This is a genomic window from Lysinibacillus sp. 2017, assembly GCF_003073375.1.
Classification (GTDB): Bacteria; Bacillota; Bacilli; order Bacillales_A; family Planococcaceae; genus Solibacillus.
The window spans coordinates 685,424-704,323 of the sequence record NZ_CP029002.1; the positions used below are offsets into that span (position 1 = coordinate 685,424).

Annotated in this window: 12 protein-coding genes; 11 read left to right on the forward strand and 1 reads right to left on the reverse strand. The window is 39.3% G+C overall.

Annotated features, from left to right (window positions below; translation table 11 throughout):
* Positions 1 to 145 precede the first annotated feature (145 nt).
* The 4 genes from hpf (at position 146) to DCE79_RS03005 (ending at position 8,000) form a co-directional block, all read left to right on the forward strand.
* The gene (hpf, locus tag DCE79_RS02985; protein WP_108711641.1) at positions 146 to 700 is read left to right on the forward strand and encodes a ribosome hibernation-promoting factor, HPF/YfiA family; all 555 of its coding nucleotides are present in this window, start codon (positions 146 to 148) and stop codon (positions 698 to 700) included.
* A gap of 1,386 nt (positions 701 to 2,086) precedes the next feature.
* Positions 2,087 to 4,597 carry a preprotein translocase subunit SecA gene (secA, locus tag DCE79_RS02990; protein ID WP_108711642.1) on the forward strand — a complete coding sequence of 837 codons (2,511 nt, stop codon included), beginning with the start codon at positions 2,087 to 2,089 and terminating at the stop codon, positions 4,595 to 4,597.
* Positions 4,598 to 4,733: 136 nt separating this feature from the next.
* Positions 4,734 to 5,838, forward strand: a protein-coding gene (prfB, locus tag DCE79_RS02995) for a peptide chain release factor 2 (protein WP_108714409.1) whose coding sequence is annotated in 2 segments (ribosomal slippage) — positions 4,734 to 4,805 and positions 4,807 to 5,838 — 1,104 coding nt in all. Because the reading frame shifts where the segments join, the coding sequence is not laid out codon by codon here.
* Positions 5,839 to 7,646: 1,808 nt separating this feature from the next.
* The gene (locus DCE79_RS03005) at positions 7,647 to 8,000 is read left to right on the forward strand and encodes a YhjD family protein (protein ID WP_108711644.1); all 354 of its coding nucleotides are present in this window, start codon (positions 7,647 to 7,649) and stop codon (positions 7,998 to 8,000) included.
* A gap of 4 nt (positions 8,001 to 8,004) precedes the next feature.
* Here DCE79_RS03005 and DCE79_RS03010 read toward each other — a convergent pair whose 3' ends face one another.
* Complete coding sequence (locus DCE79_RS03010; protein ID WP_108711645.1) at positions 8,005 to 8,502, reverse strand: competence protein ComK; 498 nt, start codon at positions 8,500 to 8,502, stop codon at positions 8,005 to 8,007.
* A gap of 202 nt (positions 8,503 to 8,704) precedes the next feature.
* Between DCE79_RS03010 and DCE79_RS03015 the strand changes: the two genes are divergently transcribed.
* The 7 genes from DCE79_RS03015 (at position 8,705) to ftsX (ending at position 18,895) form a co-directional block, all read left to right on the forward strand.
* On the forward strand, positions 8,705 to 8,947 hold the full coding sequence (locus DCE79_RS03015) for an IDEAL domain-containing protein (protein ID WP_108711646.1): 243 nt from the start codon (positions 8,705 to 8,707) through the stop codon (positions 8,945 to 8,947).
* 216 nt (positions 8,948 to 9,163) lie between these two features.
* Positions 9,164 to 11,146, forward strand: coding sequence for an excinuclease ABC subunit UvrB (gene uvrB / locus DCE79_RS03020; RefSeq protein WP_108711647.1), 1,983 nt, complete (start codon positions 9,164 to 9,166; stop codon positions 11,144 to 11,146).
* A gap of 8 nt (positions 11,147 to 11,154) precedes the next feature.
* Positions 11,155 to 14,022, forward strand: coding sequence for an excinuclease ABC subunit UvrA (uvrA, locus tag DCE79_RS03025; RefSeq protein ID WP_108711648.1), 2,868 nt, complete (start codon positions 11,155 to 11,157; stop codon positions 14,020 to 14,022).
* A 93-nt stretch (positions 14,023 to 14,115) separates the two neighbouring features.
* Entirely contained in the window at positions 14,116 to 15,333 is a 1,218-nt protein-coding gene (locus DCE79_RS03030) for a DUF4097 family beta strand repeat-containing protein (protein WP_108711649.1), read from the forward strand.
* A 345-nt stretch (positions 15,334 to 15,678) separates the two neighbouring features.
* On the forward strand, positions 15,679 to 17,028 hold the full coding sequence (locus DCE79_RS03035; protein ID WP_159083044.1) for an SH3 domain-containing protein: 1,350 nt from the start codon (positions 15,679 to 15,681) through the stop codon (positions 17,026 to 17,028).
* A 294-nt stretch (positions 17,029 to 17,322) separates the two neighbouring features.
* Entirely contained in the window at positions 17,323 to 18,009 is a 687-nt protein-coding gene (ftsE, locus tag DCE79_RS03040; RefSeq protein ID WP_108711651.1) for a cell division ATP-binding protein FtsE, read from the forward strand.
* Positions 17,999 to 18,895 carry a permease-like cell division protein FtsX gene (gene ftsX, locus DCE79_RS03045; protein WP_108711652.1) on the forward strand — a complete coding sequence of 299 codons (897 nt, stop codon included), beginning with the start codon at positions 17,999 to 18,001 and terminating at the stop codon, positions 18,893 to 18,895. Before ftsE ends, ftsX begins: the two co-directional genes overlap by 11 nt.
* The last annotated feature ends 5 nt before the right edge of the window (positions 18,896 to 18,900 follow it).

The following is an 18,900-nucleotide window of genomic DNA, read 5'->3' on the forward strand; positions in this document are numbered from 1 at the left end:
ACCGCTACTTTCTATTTCCATTTCATTTTTTGGATAGCATTAAATTTCAGATTGTCGAAAAATGAAAAACTTTTTAAGCTGTAGCAGGAGTTTTTAGTTTTCTGTAGAACTAATCTAATATAGCCGTAATGAAGGAGGAGTTTGCATGCTAAATTTTAACATTCGTGGTGAAAACATTGAGGTAACTCCAGCAATTCGAGATCATGTAGAATCGAAAATTGAAAAAATTGAACGTTATTTCAACGAAGATCTTAACGCGAACGCGAACGTCAATTTAAAGGTTTATAACGACAAGCAAACAAAAGTAGAAGTAACCATTCCAATGAAGAATTTAACACTTCGAGCTGAGGAACGTCATAATGATATGTACGCAGCCGTTGATCTAATCGTCGACAAATTAGAACGCCAAATTCGTAAATATAAAACAAAAGTTAATCGTAAATTCCGTGATCGTGAAGGTGCAGGTCTTTACTTCGCAGCAGTTGCTCAAGCAGAACCTGTAACAGAAGGAAGCGAAGACGAATATACAATCGTACGTACGAAACAATTTGACTTGAAGCCGATGGACCAAGAGGAAGCGGTTCTACAAATGAACATGCTTGGTCATGATTTCTACATCTTTACTGACGCAGAAACAGACGGAACAAACATCGTCTACAAGCGTAAAGACGGTAAATACGGCATAATCGAAACGAACTAATCAATTAAATCTAAGCGGACTGCCCAACACAACGGGCGGTCCGTTTTTTATTTTGTAGATTGGTGAAATCCATGTCAAAGGGAATTTGTTTTCAAATAAAGTGGTGATTCGGGTGTTTCGTTTGGGCGGGCGCAGCACACATTAACAAAGCCTCTTTGCAAGAGTCTTTGCGAATGTTCTTTGTGCTGTGTGTAAGGCCCGCCCATTCAAGGTGTATCTATTTTCCCTTTACTTGTATTCACGTGCTGGCGCTTACAGTGGTAGGCGCCAGTCTTCTAATAGGGTGAACCCTTTTTATAAAGTAGGTGAAATCACAATGTATTTATTTAACATCTAAATACTGAAGACATTAACAACTATTGAACCCTATCCATACATTCATCCCTTTATAAAAAGAGAATCTGTGCCAGTCCCTTTCTCACTTAATTCAACAGACTCGCTTTAAAAGTAAACGGCGCCTTTGCTCGTCAACAGCGCCGCCCCTGAATACATGCAAAGGCATAATGGATTACACTTTGATTTGGCAGGCCTAGCCCAAGGCGCAAAGAAGAGTCGTACAGATATGTGCAACATATCTTTGCGACTCTGGGCGCCAGCCTGCCAAAACCCGATACACTTTCATAACCTCTCTATTAGAAGATGATTAGCTCTGACAATCCCCTTGCTCACAAAATTCAACGGACTCACTTTAAAAGTAAACGGCGCCTTTGCTCGTCAACAGCGCCGCCCCTGAATACATGCAAAAGTAGAATGGACTATCCTTTGATTTGGCAGGCCTAGCATACCGCAACAGTATCAGTAGTAGGGACACGTACCACGTGACCCTGCTGCTGATATGCGGTCGCCTGCAAAAACCCGATACACTTTCATAACCTCTCTATTAGAAGATGATTAGCTCTGACAATCCCCTTGCTCACAAAATTCAACGGACTCGCTTTAAAGAAAAACGGCGCCTTTGCTCGCCAACAGCGCCGCCCGTGAATACATGCAAAAATAGAATGGATTAGCCTATGATTTGGCAGGCCTAGCATACCGCAACAGTATCAGTAGTAGGGACACGTACCACGTGACCCTGCTGCTGATATGCGGTCGCCTGCCAAAACCCAATACACTTTCATAACCTCTCGATTAGAAGATGACTAGCTCTGACAATCCCTTCAACCCACAAAATTCAACGGACGCACTTTTTAGAATGTCCGCACCCAGCCCACCGAAATACGAAACACTTGATTAGAAACTTGATTAGAAGACGATTAACCCCGCCATCACCCACTTTTGTCACAAATAAACCACCTAATCCCGAATTAATAGCATCACAATTTGCGCCGCGCGTATACATAATGGTAAAATGTAGCTTGAGACTATTATTGGGAAGTGACCAATTCGATGGCAAACATATTAAATAAATTATTTGATTTCAATAAAAAAGAAGTAAAACGTTTAGAAAAGACTGCAGATAAAGTAGAAGCATTAGCAACACAATTTGAAAATCTGTCTGATGATGCATTAAAAGCAAAAACAGAAGAATTCAAAACACGCTATCAAAATGGCGAAACCGTAGAAGATTTATTACCAGAAACATTCGCAACCATTCGCGAAGCTTCACGCCGTGTTTTAGGCATGTTCCCATTCCGTGTACAAATTATGGGTGCTGCTACATTAAACGAAGGTAATATCGCAGAAATGAAAACCGGTGAAGGTAAAACATTAACTTCAACAATGGCCGTTTATTTAAATGCGATTACTGGTAAAGGTGTTCACGTTGTTACGGTCAACGAATACTTAGCAAGCCGTGACGCGATGGAAATGGGTGAGCTTTATAACTGGTTAGGCTTAACAGTGGGCTTAAACTTAAACAACTTATCAAAAGAAGAAAAACGCGATGCCTATGCTGCGGATATTACGTACTCGACAAACAACGAGTTAGGCTTTGACTACTTACGTGACAACATGGTGCTTTATAAAGAAGACCGTGTGCAACGTCCATTACATTTTGCTGTAATCGATGAGGTTGACTCGATTTTAATCGATGAAGCGCGTACGCCGTTAATCATTTCAGGACAAGCCGGTAAAACAGCACAGCTTTACGTACAATCAAATGCATTCGTTCGTATGCTGAAAAAAGAAGAAGATTACAACTACGAAGAATCAACAAAAGGGGTAACGTTAACAGAAGCGGGTATCGAAAAAGCAGAGCGTGCATTTGGCATTGACAACTTATTCGATTTAGCGCATGTTCGTTTAAACCATGCGATTAACCAAAGCTTAAAAGCCCATGCATCGATGCATTTAGATGTGGATTATGTCGTGCAAGAAGGCGAAATTGTAATCGTTGATGGCTTTACTGGTCGTTTAATGAAAGGTCGTCGTTATTCAGATGGTCTTCACCAAGCAATCGAGGCAAAAGAAGGCCTAGACATTCAAAACGAATCGATGACAATGGCAACTATTACGTTCCAAAACTACTTCCGTATGTATGAAAAGTTATCAGGTATGACAGGTACAGCGAAAACGGAAGAAGAGGAATTCCGCAACATTTACAACATGCAAGTTGTAGCGATTCCAACGAACAAACCAATCGCGCGTGATGACCGTGCAGATTTAATCTTTGCTTCCATGGAAGGCAAGTTCAAAGCGGTTGCAGAAGATATCGCAGAGCGTCACCGTGAAGGACAACCCGTATTAGTAGGTACGGTTGCGATTGAAACGTCTGAAGTTATTTCTAAATACTTAACGAAATTCAAAATTCCACATAACGTTTTAAATGCCAAAAACCATGAACGTGAAGCAGAAATTATTTTAAATGCGGGTCAAAAAGGTGCGGTAACCATCGCAACAAACATGGCTGGTCGTGGTACCGACATTAAACCAGGTGAAGGTGTACTTGAAGTTGGTGGTTTAGCGGTAATTGGTACGGAACGTCATGAATCACGTCGTATTGATAACCAGTTACGTGGTCGTTCGGGTCGTCAAGGGAACCCAGGGGTAACGCAATTCTATCTTTCTTTAGAAGATGAATTAATGCGTCGTTTCGGTTCAGATAAAATGAAATCGATGATGACGAAGCTTGGTATGGATGATTCTCAACCAATTCAGTCAGGCATGGTTTCAAGAGCCGTAGAATCCGCACAAAAACGTGTAGAAGGTAACAACTTCGATGCGCGTAAACGTTTATTACAATTTGATGATGTGTTACGTCAACAACGTGAAATTATTTATAAAGAACGTGTGGACGTGCTAGATTCAGAAGATATGCGTGCTTTAGTGGAATCAATGATCGAACAAGCTATCGAAAATGCCGTTACGCTTCATACGCAAGGCGAAAAAGATGCTTGGACACTGGATGCATTAGAAGATTATATCGCAGCGAATCTTTTAGTTGAAGGTACGATTACTGTGGCGCAACTTGAAGGTAAATCACCTGAAGAGATGATTGCACTGATTCAAGAAAAAGTAACAGAGCATTATAACGAAAAAGAAGAAGCAATGACGCCAGAGCGTATGCGCGAGTTCGAAAAAGTTATTTTACTTCGTTCAATTGATACGAAATGGATTGACCATATTGATGCGATGGATCAGCTTCGTCAAGGGATTCACCTACGTGCATACGGTCAAAACGATCCACTTCGTGAGTACCAACAAGAAGGCTTCTCTATGTTCGAGGATATGGTAGCTGCTATACGTGAAGATGTAGCGAAGTATGCAATGAAAGCAGAAATTCGCAGCAACTTACAACGTGAAGAAGTAGCAAAAGGCCAAGCAGTGAATCCAAAAGAAGAAGGCACTGCAAAACCGAAAAAAATGCCAACACGTAAAGCCGAAAACATCGGCCGCAACGACCCATGCCCATGCGGCAGTGGCAAGAAATACAAATCATGCCACGGCGTAGGACAATAAACGATTTACAACACCACGGTCATTGAATACTCAATGACCTGGTTTGTTTTTTAGAACTTTAATTATTAGAAATTGTGTCTAACGGTATTTATTGAGATAACTTTGGACACTAACACCTAACGGAGGAAACACAATGATCGAATTATCAGATGTGCGTAATGCACTCGAAAATACAGCTACGAAACTAGCGGACTTTAGGGGGTCTCTTTGACTTAGAAAACAAAGAGGCACGAATCCAAGAACTTGACGAAATGATGCTTGAGCCAAACTTTTGGAATGACCAACAAGGCGCTCAAGTAATTATTAACGAAGGCAATGGCATTAAAGCCGTTGTCAATGAATACAGCGATTTACTAGCAACACAAGAAAATTTAGAAATGACATTAGAACTTTTACGTGAAGAGCCAGACGAAGAATTACAAGAAGAACTTGGTAATGAATTAGACGACTTCCAAGCGAAAATGGCTGATTTCGAATTACAAATGCTATTATCTGAACCATATGATAAAAACAATGCCATTTTAGAACTTCACCCAGGTGCAGGTGGTACAGAATCACAAGACTGGGGTTCAATGCTTTTACGTATGTATCAACGTTGGGGAGATAAGCGCGGCTTCAAAGTAGAAACAATGGATTACTTACCAGGCGATGAAGCAGGGATTAAATCCGTTACATTAAAATTTTCTGGCCATAATGCATACGGCTATTTAAAAGCAGAAAAAGGCGTACACCGTTTAGTTCGTATTTCACCGTTCGATTCATCAGGCCGTCGTCATACGTCATTCGTGTCATGTGATGTAATGCCAGAATTCAACGATGAAATTGAAATCGATATTCGCACAGAAGACTTAAAAATTGATACGTACCGTGCAACAGGTGCAGGTGGTCAGCATATCAATACGACGGACTCAGCTGTTCGTATTACTCACTTACCAACAAACACTGTGGTACAATGCCAAGCGGAACGTTCGCAAATTAAAAACCGTGAAGCTGCGATGAAAATGTTAAAGTCAAAACTTTATCAATTAGAAATCGAAAAGCAACAAGCACAATTAGATGAAATTCGTGGCGAAAAAGATGAAATTGGTTGGGGTTCACAAATCCGTTCTTACGTATTCCACCCATATTCAATGGTAAAAGATCACCGTACAAGCGTTGAAACAGGTAATGTTGGCGCAGTAATGGACGGCGATTTAGATCAATTCATTACAGCCTACTTACGTTCAAAAATTTCATATTAATTATCATAGCCATCCATCAGATTTTTAGTAATCTGATCGATGGCTTTTTTGTTAGGGTGTTTTTTTAATAAAGAGACTATTAAAGTGTTTCGGTTATGGTAGGCTAGCCAAATAAAAGTGAATCCATTGAATTTTGTGAACAAGGGGATTGTCATAGCTAGTCAAATTCAAATAAATATTCTATTAAGGTGTTTCGTATTATGGCAGGCTGGGCGCCCAGAGTCGCAAAGATATGTTGCACATATCTGTACGACTCTTCTTTGCGCCTTGTGCTAGGCCTGCCAAATCAAAGTGTAATCCAATTTGCCTTTGCATGTATTCGGGTGCGGCGCTGTTGACGAGCAAAGGCGCCGTTTTTCTTTAAAGCGACTCCTTTGAATTTTGTGGGTTGAAGGGATTGTCAGAGCTAGTCATCTTCTAATAGAGATGTTATGAAAGTGTATCGTGTATTGGCAGGCTGGGCGCCCAGAGTCGCAAAGATATGTTGCACATATCTGTACGACTCTTCTTTGCGCCTTGTGCTAGGCCTGCCAAATCAAAGTGTAATCCATTCTACTTTTGCATGTATTCGTGTGCGGCGCTATTGACGAGCAAAGGCGCCGTTTTTCTTTAAAACGAGTCCGTTGAATTTTGTGAGCAAGGGGATTGTCAGAGCTAGTCAATTTCATAAATATTCTATGAAGGTGTTTCGTATTTTGGCAGGCGACCGCATATCAGCAGCAGGGTCACGTGGTACGTGTCCCTACTACTGATACTGTTGCGGTATGCTAGGCCTGCCAAATCAAAGGATAGTCCATTCTACTTTTACATGTATTCAGGGGCGGCGCTGTTGGCGAGCAAAGGCGCCGTTTACTTTTAAAGGAGTCCGTTGAATTAAGTGAGAAAGGGACTGCCACAGATTCTCTTTTTATAAAGGTATGAATATACGGATAGGGTTCAATAGTTGTCAATGCCTTCATTTTCTATAATGGCAGGATTGCCTTTTCTACTAAAACTCTAGATAAATGAGTTCACAGTATTTAGATGATAAATACATACATTGTGATTTTACCTATTTTATAAAAAGATTCGCCTAATAAAGAGACTGGCGCCTACCACTGTAAGCGCCAGCACGTGAATACAAGTAAAAGGAAAATGGATACAACTAAGTATTGGCGGGTCTTTCACGAAGCACAAAGGCGAGTCGTACAGGCATGTGCAACATGGCTGTGCGGCTTGCGTGCGAAGAACCCGCCAAATGACTATCCCCGAATAACCACTTTAATAATCACAAAGATAATGTCACAATAAACGGATTGTGACATTATCTTGACTGTGCGGCTTGCGTGCGAAGAACCTGCCAAGTGATTATGCCCGAATAACCACTTTAATAAAAGGCAGATTCACTTGAACTGTATCCTTCTCTACTTTATAAGGAAAATTCGATAAATATAGAAGACTGGCGCCTACCACTGTAAGCGCCAGCACGTGAATACAAGTAAAGGGAAAATGGATACACCCTTATATTGGCAGGTCTTTCAACTCCTTTTATATAGTCTAATAAATTGTGACTGTCGCTTCGCTTTCGTCACAAAGATAATGTCACAACAAACGGATTGTGACATTATCTTGGCTGTGCGGCTTGCGTGCGAAGAACCCGCCAAATGACTATCCCCGAATAACCACTCTGCCTGCCTATCCCTGACTACTTTTTTATTAGAAGGCCCAAATCCCCCTTTGTTAAAAAAATCCACAATCTCCCACTTGTCAAACCAAAACAAATATGCGAAAATAAATACGAACAGACGTTCTTATTTGGAGGTGTGCATATGACACAAATTCCTTCTGAAACGGTCCCCTACTATGAAGCGGGCATTTATTTACCGTTACTACTGATTATTCTCGAAAAAGATCAAAGTATTATTGAGCAAGGCCATTTTAAATTTAAAAATCCCTATTTACATTTAATTGATAGCATAAGAAGGAAAATTAAACAGGATTTAAAAGAAACGAAAGCCTATTTTCAACAACATAAAATGCGGTTAGTAAGAGGAAAATCAGATGATTTATTTACGGAATACCAATTTTATTTTGAGGGACTTATGGAGAGTAGACGGTATTCAAATATTCGTCTGCGTAATCACAGTGAGGCACTTCTTACGGAATATTTTGAGAAACATTAAGTGTTTAGAGCGTCTTACTTCTTTTTAAAATAAGATATTTATAGTACATGGAGGCGCGAACATATTGATGATTGAATGATTTGATGTGGAGTGGGAAAGATTTTTCGGATCCATCGATAAATGTGAGTATGGTTTCGCTTCCACTTTCACTTCCGGTAATGTTTGCAATGGCATGTAAGGAAATCCAAATGTTTTGGGGTGAATGTGGTGAAAAAAGAGGGAATAATATACACGGATCGCCAAAATCATAGGCAACCATAATGGGTAGCTTGTGCTTACTTTTACCGAAAAATTGCTTTGCTTGATATTTGCTTGCTTCAAAAGAACTTCCGTGGAGACGACAGGTGCTGCGGATAATTTTTAATGGCTTATTGGCGTAGGTCGTTTCACCGTGTTTGTCTGAAATGAGGGTATAAATTTTATTGCGATGCTCATAGGATTTCAAATAGAACGTGGAATTAGTAACAATGTAACTTGAGATTTGATGCAAATTTGTAATCATTTCACTTCTCCTTTATCGTTGTTTTTTGATGCAAAAAATAAAAGCCAACTGCAATTTTTGCTTCCCTTATAAATTAATACAAAAAGTGACAAAACGCAACATAATTTGTCGGAAAATTCTGTCGTCTGATAATTTTTCAGAAAATATTGCAAATTCAAGTGCTTTTAATTTATAATAATGAAAAGCGATCGGGGTGATTTCGATGGATAAATATTATTCGTACACAGACTTTTTGAAAGCGGTAGGACAACAGTCAACTGAATATCAAGCAGAGAAGTTATTGAATGAGATTTATTTAGATTTGTTTATAAGTCGTATACAACGAGTACATCGAATTGAACAGTTAAAATTACTAATTGACACATCTTTGGATCAAAAGGACGAGCAATCTTTTATTCGTTACACAAAAGAATTAAATGAATTACATGAAGCTTCGATATTTTAAGCAAAAGTCACCTTGAAGGGTGGCTTTTTTAGTGGACAAGAAAGTAAAAATTTCCAAGGGAATCTGGTTTTCTAATGTTTAGAGAGAACGTTTTAAGAGAAAGCAAATCTAAGTAGATAGAAAAATAAAACGAATATACGTTCGCTAAATTATCGTAATTAAAAAAAGGGTATGCTAAAATAGACGTAGCAAATGAGACAGAAAGGACGAGTCGGTATGACAGAAATATTTACAATCCAGTCCGAATATCAACCCGCTGGCGATCAACCAGAAGCGATTAAACAGCTTGTACAAGGCTTAAAAGATGGAAAACATCATCAAACATTGCTTGGTGCAACAGGTACCGGTAAGACGTTTACGATTTCCAATGTGATTAAAGAAGTGAATAAACCAACCCTCGTCATGGCACACAACAAGACGCTTGCGGGGCAATTATATAGTGAGTTTAAAGAATTTTTCCCAAATAATGCCGTTGAATATTTCGTTAGTTACTATGATTATTTCCAACCAGAAGCGTATGTACCACAAACTGATACGTATATCGAAAAGGATTCAAGCATTAATGATGAAATTGATAAGCTACGACATTCGGCGACATCGGCATTATTCGAACGAAATGATGTCATTGTTATTGCGTCGGTCTCATGTATTTATGGCTTAGGGAATCCAGAAGAATATTGGGAAATGGTTGTATCGATTCGTACGGGCATGGAGCTTGAACGAAATGAGTTGTTACGGAAGCTTGTTGACATTCAATATGAACGTAATGATATTAACTTTACACGTGGTACATTCCGCGTACGTGGGGACGTTGTTGAGATTTTCCCAGCATCTAAAGATGAACATTGCATTCGTGTAGAGTTTTTCGGTGATGAAGTCGATCGTATTCGTGAAGTGGATGCATTAACAGGCGAAATTTTAGGTGAACGTCAGCACATTGCGATTTTCCCAGCATCCCACTTCGTTACCCGTGACGAGAAGATGAAAATTGCCATTGAAAATATTGAAAAAGAACTAGCAGAACGACTCAAGCTACTTCGTTCAGAGGATCGTCTATTAGAAGCCCAGCGTTTAGAGCAGCGCACGAATTATGACTTAGAAATGATGAAGGAAATGGGCTTCTGCTCTGGGATTGAAAACTATTCGCGTCATTTAACATTACGTGAAAAAGGGGCAACCCCGTATACATTAATTGATTATTTCCCTAAGGATTTTTTACTCGTTGTCGATGAAAGTCACGTTACCTTACCGCAAGTGCGCGGGATGTATAACGGGGACCAAGCGCGTAAAGGCGTCCTTGTCGAACACGGTTTCCGCTTACCTTCAGCGCTAGACAACCGCCCTTTAATGTTTGACGAATTCCAGTCAAAGGTTAGCCAAGCCATATATGTTTCGGCAACACCAGGACCGTACGAATTAGAGCATACACCCGAAATGGTTCAACAAATTATTCGTCCGACTGGTTTACTTGATCCAACGATTGATGTACGTCCAAGTGAAGGGCAAATTGATGATTTAATCGATGAAATACACGAACGTATTCGTCAAAACGAACGTGTACTCGTGACGACATTAACGAAAAAAATGTCCGAGGATTTATCGAAGTATTTGAAGGAAATGGGCTTAAAAGTTGAATATTTACACTCTGAAATTAAGACGCTTGAGCGGATTGAAATTATTCGAGAGCTGCGTAAAGGGACGTATGATGTGCTTGTAGGGATTAACTTACTGCGAGAAGGGCTCGATATTCCGGAAGTGTCACTCGTGACGATTTTAGATGCGGATAAAGAAGGGTTCCTTCGTTCAGAACGTTCACTCATTCAAACGATGGGGCGTGCGGCGCGTAACGCCAATGGTCACGTCATTATGTATGCCGATAATATGACCGATTCGATGACGAAGGCGATTTCTGAAACGAAACGTCGTCGAGAGATTCAAATGGCATACAACGAAAAACACGGCATTACACCGAAAACAATCATTAAGAAAATTCCTGAGATTATTCGTGCGACACAGGCTGCCGAACAGGAAGAAACGTATATTACGAAAATAACAGGCGGCAAAAAGCTGACAAAAAAAGAGCTAGAGAAGTTTGTAGAGACATTGCAAGTTGAGATGAAGGAAGCGGCAAAGGCACTCGACTTCGAACGTGCGGCAGAGCTTCGTGACATGATATTCGAATTGAAAGTAGAAGGGTGAACAACATCGTGAAAAATACAGAAATCGTTGTACAAGGTGCACGTGCACATAACTTAAAAAATATCAATGTCACAATTCCGCGCGATAAAATTGTTGTTGTGACAGGCCTTTCGGGGTCAGGAAAATCTTCATTAGCATTTGATACGATTTATGCGGAGGGGCAACGTCGTTATGTCGAGTCATTATCTGCATATGCTCGTCAATTTTTAGGGCAAATGGATAAGCCAGATGTCGATACAATCGAAGGACTATCTCCAGCAATTTCAATTGACCAAAAGACAACAAGTCGTAATCCGCGCTCAACAGTCGGTACGGTAACTGAAATTTACGATTACTTGCGTCTACTATTTGCACGTATTGGTAAGCCGTATTGTCCGAAGCATGGCGTTGAAATCACATCACAAACCATAGAGCAAATGGTCGACCGTTTAATGGAGTATCCAGAGCGTACGAAAATGCAGCTACTTGCACCCGTGATTGAAGGCAAAAAAGGGACGCATGTAAAGCTATTAGAAGACTTGAAGAAACAAGGCTATGTACGTATTCGTTTAAATGGAGAACTGCGTGATTTAGATGACAATATCGAACTTGATAAAAATAAAAAGCATACGATTGAAGTCGTCATTGACCGTGTTGTTATAAAAGAAGGCGTGGAGTCACGTTTAAGTGATTCATTAGAAGCGGCCTTGAAAATCGCGGAAGGTCGCGTTTTAGTCGATGTAATGGAACAAGAAGAACTGCTATTTAGTGAGCATCATGCTTGTCCACAATGTGGGTTTTCAATTGGGGAGTTAGAACCGCGCATGTTTTCATTCAACAGTCCTTTTGGGGCTTGTACAACATGTGATGGTTTAGGGAGTAGAGCAAAAGCGGATTTAGAGTTAGTCATTCCAGATTGGGATAAAACATTACTTGAAAACGCTATTGCGCCGTGGGAGTCGGTCTCATCGAATTATTACCCGCAAATGCTCGCAGCCGTTTGTAAGCATTACAATATTCCAATGGATGTACCTGTAAAAGAAATTCCAAAAGAGATGATGGATAAAATTTTACACGGTTCAGGCAAAGAGAAAATCCATTTCGAATTCAAAAATGATTATGGTAGCTTGCATAAAAAAGATATCGAGTTTGAAGGGGTAATCCCGAATATTGAACGCCGTTTTAAAGAGTCGAGTTCAGACTATACGCGTGAGATGATGCAAAAATATATGACAGATCAACCTTGTGGGTCTTGTAAGGGACATCGTTTAAAACCAGAAACATTAGCAGTGAAAATTCAAGGGCAAAACATTTCTGAAGCGACGCGCCATTCGATTCAAGAAATGTATGATTTCTTTAGTTCTGTGGAGCTAACAGAAAAAGAGAAGCAAATTGCGAAATTAATTATTCGTGAAGTTATTGAGCGTTTGAAATTTTTATTAGATGTGGGGTTGAATTATTTAACATTAGCACGTGCTGCAGGTACATTGTCTGGTGGGGAAGCGCAGCGTATTCGACTTGCCACACAAATTGGTTCGCGTTTATCGGGGGTTTTATATATTTTAGACGAGCCTTCCATCGGACTACATCAACGTGATAATGACCGACTCATTCATACACTTCAAAATATGCGTGATTTAGGCAATACGCTCATTATAGTGGAGCATGATGAAGATACGATGTTAGCGGCGGACCATTTAATCGATATTGGCCCAGGTGCTGGGGCACACGGTGGCGAGGTCATTGCACAAGGAACGCCGAAGCAAGTAATGAAAAATAAAGAGTCCATTACGGGGCAATATTTAAGTGGTAAGAAATTTATTCCACTGCCACTTGAACGTCGTAAATCGGATGGACGTAAATTGAAGATTAAAGGTGCTTCAGAAAACAATTTAAAAAACGTGAATGTGGATATTCCATTAGGTCAATTTATTGCCGTAACAGGGGTGTCGGGTTCAGGTAAGTCAACTTTAGTTAATGAAATTTTATATAAAGCACTCGCATCGAAATTAAATCGTGCGAAGGTGAAACCAGGTGCACATAAATCAATTGAGGGTATCGAACAGCTCGAAAAAGTAATCGAAGTCGACCAATCTCCAATTGGGCGTACACCACGTTCAAATCCAGCGACTTATATTGGCGTGTTTGATGATGTTCGTGATGTTTTTGCGATGACAAATGAAGCGAAGGTGCGCGGCTATAAAAAAGGTCGTTTTTCATTCAATGTGAAGGGCGGTCGCTGTGAAGCTTGTCGTGGGGATGGCATTATTAAAATTGAAATGCACTTCCTTCCAGATGTGTATGTGCCGTGTGAAATATGTCACGGGAAGCGCTATAACCGTGAAACATTAGAAGTAAAATATAAAGACAAAAACATTGCGGATATTTTAGAGATGACCGTGGAAGATGCGTTAGAATTTTTCGGCAACTTACCAAAAATTCAGCGTAAGCTTCAAACGATTGTGGACGTGGGGCTTGGTTATGTGAAGCTTGGACAACCGGCTACAACGCTTTCCGGTGGTGAAGCGCAGCGTGTGAAACTCGCTTCGGAATTACATCGTCGTTCAAACGGCAAGTCATTCTACATTTTAGATGAACCGACAACGGGTCTTCATACCGATGATATTGCCCGCTTACTGCTTGTATTACAACGCTTAGTTGAAAACGGAGAAACGGTACTGGTGATTGAGCATAATTTAGATGTCATTAAAACCGTCGATCATATTATTGATTTAGGTCCTGAAGGCGGCGATGGTGGTGGGACAATTTTAGCAACAGGTACCCCAGAACAAATTGCAGAAGAAAAGGAAAGCTATACAGGACGCTATTTAAAACCAATTTTAGAACGTGACCGTGAACGAATGACGGCAAAAATTGATGCGGCAAAATCAAAATAACCTAATTGATTTATAAAATTTGAGAGTTTAAATGAAACTTTTATTCCTCCTTCCTCGTATAATAAAGGTATACGAAGAGGGAGGAATTTTTACATGCAAAATGAACGCAAACGAATTTTACAATTAGTCGAAAACGGTGTTATTTCAGCAGAAGAAGCGATTGGTTTATTAGAAAAGCTATCGACACAAAAGGAATCCACTTCATCGCCCGTTATGCCAACTATGAGTGAAACAAAGCAAGAAGAACCCACTCAAGCACAAGAAGCACATAAAGCAGAACCAATAAATGAAGAACAAGACAAGAAACAATCAACAGGTTTTGAAGATATTTTCGGCAAAGCATTTAATGATAAAGATATAAACAAAAAAGTGGACGAGTTTATGAATGACTTGAAATCAGATCTTTCGCAATTCAGCACGCGTATGGCAGGCCTTGTGAGCTCAACGTTATCGAAGCTAAAAGATTTTGATATGGATACGCCATTTGGTGAGAAGGTTGAATTTTCGAAATCACTCGCTTATCCAGCAGAAGATGTTAAAGGCATCGAGCTCGATATTGCGAACGGTAAAGTAGAAGTAGTAAAAGCAACGGACAACTTAGTGACCGTTGATATTAAGGTGAAAACACAAGCGAAAGGTACAGAAACAGCCACAGCTGAACAAGTGACGGATGGGTTAGTATCGCTGACAGATAGTAAATTATTTGTGCAATCAACGAATAAATTTACACAAGTAAAAGTGCAACTGGCTATTCCAGAAAAGCATTATGATGTGTTTATCGCTCGCTTATTAAATGGTGGAATATCGATTGAAAATATCGATGCGAAATTAATTAAAGCAAAAACGTATAACGGGATTATTCGTTTAGAGAATGCCATATTTGATCATGCAGAGCTTCAAACGAGTAATGGTGCCGTGGAAGCGCGCGCGGTTAAAGGTGATGACTTAGAAGTTGAAACAGCGAATGGCCGCATTTATATCGATGGCGATCTTAAAGAAGTGGAAGCCGAATCAGTAAATGGACCAGTAGTTGTCACAACGACAAGTGCAGAAGCGCGCAAAGTTAAAGCGCGTTCGGTAGCAGGTTCAGTAGAACTTTATGTGCCAAAAACTGTCGCATTAGAAGGACAAATTTTCTCGAACTTTGGCAAAGCAGATGTGGGTTTAAGTGATGTCCATGTATATGAGGAAGAAGAACAATTTTTATTGAAATCTGTTCGTTTCAATAAAGAAGTAGAGGGTGCTAAACTACTTAAACTAGTCGGCGAATCACGTACAGGCACAGTACTCGTACGTTATACAGTTCAATAAGATGCCTGGATGCCTGAAACTACAGGCTCACCTCACATAACTAGAAAATAGAACCAGCATGACTTTACAACACGGAAAACACGATTTTGCAAAACTGCAAAATCGTGTTTTTATTTTGGAATAACTAAATTTAGTAGCCGTTTTATGCGAAAGGAACTAGACAATTTACTCAATTTTCTTGTATTTAGTAACTGTAAATAACATAATTATTCCATTAATGTAGATATATTTATGTTAAACAGTATAATTAAGTATTGGAAAACAAATGAAACAACAATAAAAAATAGAGCGAAGGGGACAGCTCGGCATAATTCAGGATTATTGCCGACTGTGTAACACAACTTATTGAAAATAAAAAACTCCATTGCAAATTCTCGATACAAAACAATTATCGAAGTGGCAATCATCTGCAGCGTGATTACATTAGTAACAAGTGGTATTACAGAAGCTAAAAATTATATTAGTACCTATGATAACGATGAAAATGATTATGAAAGCGAGACACATGAAGATGTAAGTTTGGAACCTTCAAATGAAGATCATTATTTAACACACGATACGGACCCGCAGAAAATTAGTTTTGCAATGGGTGAATTGTATATATATGAAGAAGTACCCGTTTATTCGGAATATGACGGTGCGCTTTTAGAGTATGTCGCAGCGGCAGATACAAATTGGGCAGTACAAGAAATTGTAGGGGACTGGTACAGAATTCAACATAACCATTGGCTGTATTTACCGAATTCGGATATGTATGAATATACATCAAGCAACTTTGTTCAAGGCCAAACAACGATGCAAGTATTAGCGACTGTTTATACAGGTAGAGGCAATTATTATGTGCATCAATCACCATCAAAGGAATCCGAAACCCGTTCACTAGAGATAGACACATCTTATGATATTTATGCTGTCACTGAAAAAGGGTGGCTGAAGCTCGGTGAAAATGCGTGGTTACTGTTTGAAGATTGGATGGAAATTGACCAATTTGAGATGAATAATCGCATACAACAAGAGGGAACGCCTATACGTACTGAGTCTACGACAACAACAATGGTGCCGGTATTTGAAGGACCTGATCGCAAAAAAACCGTAATTGGTCTTTTAGAAGAAGTCCAAGACATGTACATTTATGAAACAGTAAATGCAGACTGGGTAAAAGTTGGGCAAGACGCATGGATTGAAGCAGATAAGTATTTTTCAATTGACTGGGCATATAGAGACTTCAACAATATGGACAATCCAATCGGTGAAGCGCGCATATTAGCAGGTACATTAAATGTTCGCCAAGGGACAAGTAAAGAAACAAGTTTGCTCGGGATTTTACAAAGCAATGACGTAGTTGAAGTGTACGAAATGGACCCACAAACAGGCTGGTACTTAGTCGCACCAGGTGCATACATTTCAAATGATGCGAAGTATGTTGAATTTACAGATTATAGTACCATTCAAGATGATGATGATTATAGTGAAGAAGAGTCAACTGGTGTTATTGGCTATATTGAAACGTATTCGAGCAGTATTCGTGTTTATAGTGAGCCAGATGAGGCGTATGAAACGAAGTACATGTTAAATGATGATGACGTCATTGATGTATATGAGGAATACAATACGGACTATGATACGTGGTATCGAATTGGTGAAGGCAGTTGGGTCAAGTATAGCGAGTCGGATATTACTTATTACCAATATTAAAACAAGAAAATTGTTTAATAATAGTGAAATTTAGCAATATTTCGTTCTATTAATAAACGACTATATTGTTAAATTTACATTACAGTGATTTAGTAAGTAATGGACTGAGTTTGAATGGCGAAGGATTTTAAAGACCGTGATATTATTGAATTGAAAGAATGTAAGCAAAAATCTTCTTTAAACTGCAATTTTGCTAACAATGAAACGAAATTGTAATAAAACTAAAGACTCAAAGTGCTATAATAAATAGGACTGAATATAAAATTTAAAGATAGAACTTAGGTGGTTTCGTTAATGATTCAAATGAATAATGTAGTCAAGAAGTATCCTAATGGCGTCGTCGCAGCGAACGGGATTACTATCGAAATAAAAAAGGGTGAATTCGTCTACGTAGTAGGTCCTAGTGGGGCAGGTAAATCGACATTTATCAAATTAATGTACCGTGAAGAAAAACCGACTACAGGCGATGTTTTAATTAATAATATCAATTTAAGAACACTTAAAAATAGCCGTGTTCCTTATTTACGTCGTCAGCTAGGTGTTGTGTTCCAAGACTTTAAATTATTACCGCGCTTAACGGTATATGAAAATGTCGCATTTGCGATGGAAGTAATTGAGGAACAACCGAAAGTCATTCGTAAACGTGTTATGGAAGTACTCGATTTAGTTGGCTTAAAGCATAAAGTACGTATGTTTCCGAGCGAATTATCTGGTGGGGAACAGCAACGTGTGGCAATTGCCCGCTCGATTGTAAACCGTCCCAAAGTGATGATTGCGGACGAGCCTACAGGGAACTTAGACCCTGAGACATCGTGGGAAATTATGAACATTTTTGAAGAAATTAATCGTCAAGGTACGACGATTGTAATGGCAACACATAACCGTGAAATCGTTAATACGATTCGCAAACGCGTTATCGCAATTGAAGGCGGTATGATTGTCCGTGATGAATACGGAGGTGACTACGGCTATGAAGGGTAGAACAATTGCACGTCATTTCAGAGAAAGCTTTAAATCATTAGGTCGTAACAGCTGGATGACAATTGCTTCAGTCAGTGCTGTAACCGTAACATTATTATTAGTTGGTGTATTTTCAGTCATTATGATGAACTTAAATAAAGTAGCCAACGACTTAGAAAATGACGTAGAAATTCGCGTCATGATTGATTTAATTACCGATGAAGCTGAAATGAAAACAGCAGAGAACCATTTAATCAATTCAATTAAAGGCTTACCAGATGTTGCAGAAGTTACATATTCGTCAAAAGAAACTGAATTAAATAAGTTAATTAAAGACTTTGGTGATGAGTTAAGTTTATTTGAACAAAATAATCCACTTTATAATGTACTTTATGTAAAAGCAAAAGATCCGCTACAAACAGCGGAAGTTGCAAAAAAAATTGATAGCTTCGATCATACAAAAGAAGTTGTCTATGGTGAAGGAAAAGTTGAAAAACTATTTAACTTCTTAGAAATCGCTCGAAATGTCGGGCTCGTATTAATTTTAGGCTTATTATTTACAGCGATGTTCCTAATTTCGAACACCATTCGTATTACAATTATCGCCCGTAGAGATGAGATTGAAATTATGAAGCTTGTTGGGGCAACAAATTCATTCGTTCGTATTCCATTCTTATTAGAAGGAATGTGGCTTGGTATCGTGGGTTCTATTATTCCAATCGCTGCCGTAACAATTGCTTATTACAATATTTATGAACTATTAGCACCACGCTTAAAAGGTGAGCTTTTCCAATTGTTACATGTGACGCCGCTTATGTACCAAGTAAACGGATTGATCATGTTAATAGGGATTGTCATTGGCGTTTGGGGAAGTTTCATGTCAGTTCGTAAGTTTTTAAAAGTTTAATAATT

Excerpts from the sequence above, each read along its gene's own strand:
- DCE79_RS03005 (WP_108711644.1), top strand. The coding sequence starts at position 7,647 with ATGACACAAATTCCTTCTGAAACGGTCCCCTACTATGAAGCGGGCATT.
- hpf (WP_108711641.1), top strand. The coding sequence starts at position 146 with ATGCTAAATTTTAACATTCGTGGTGAAAACATTGAGGTAACTCCAGCA.
- DCE79_RS03010 (WP_108711645.1), bottom strand. The coding sequence starts at position 8,502 with ATGATTACAAATTTGCATCAAATCTCAAGTTACATTGTTACTAATTCC.
- DCE79_RS03030 (WP_108711649.1), top strand. The coding sequence starts at position 14,116 with ATGCAAAATGAACGCAAACGAATTTTACAATTAGTCGAAAACGGTGTT.
- DCE79_RS03015 (WP_108711646.1), top strand. The coding sequence starts at position 8,705 with ATGGATAAATATTATTCGTACACAGACTTTTTGAAAGCGGTAGGACAA.
- ftsX (WP_108711652.1), top strand. The coding sequence starts at position 17,999 with ATGAAGGGTAGAACAATTGCACGTCATTTCAGAGAAAGCTTTAAATCA.
- secA (WP_108711642.1), top strand. The coding sequence starts at position 2,087 with ATGGCAAACATATTAAATAAATTATTTGATTTCAATAAAAAAGAAGTA.
- uvrB (WP_108711647.1), top strand. The coding sequence starts at position 9,164 with ATGACAGAAATATTTACAATCCAGTCCGAATATCAACCCGCTGGCGAT.
- ftsE (WP_108711651.1), top strand. The coding sequence starts at position 17,323 with ATGATTCAAATGAATAATGTAGTCAAGAAGTATCCTAATGGCGTCGTC.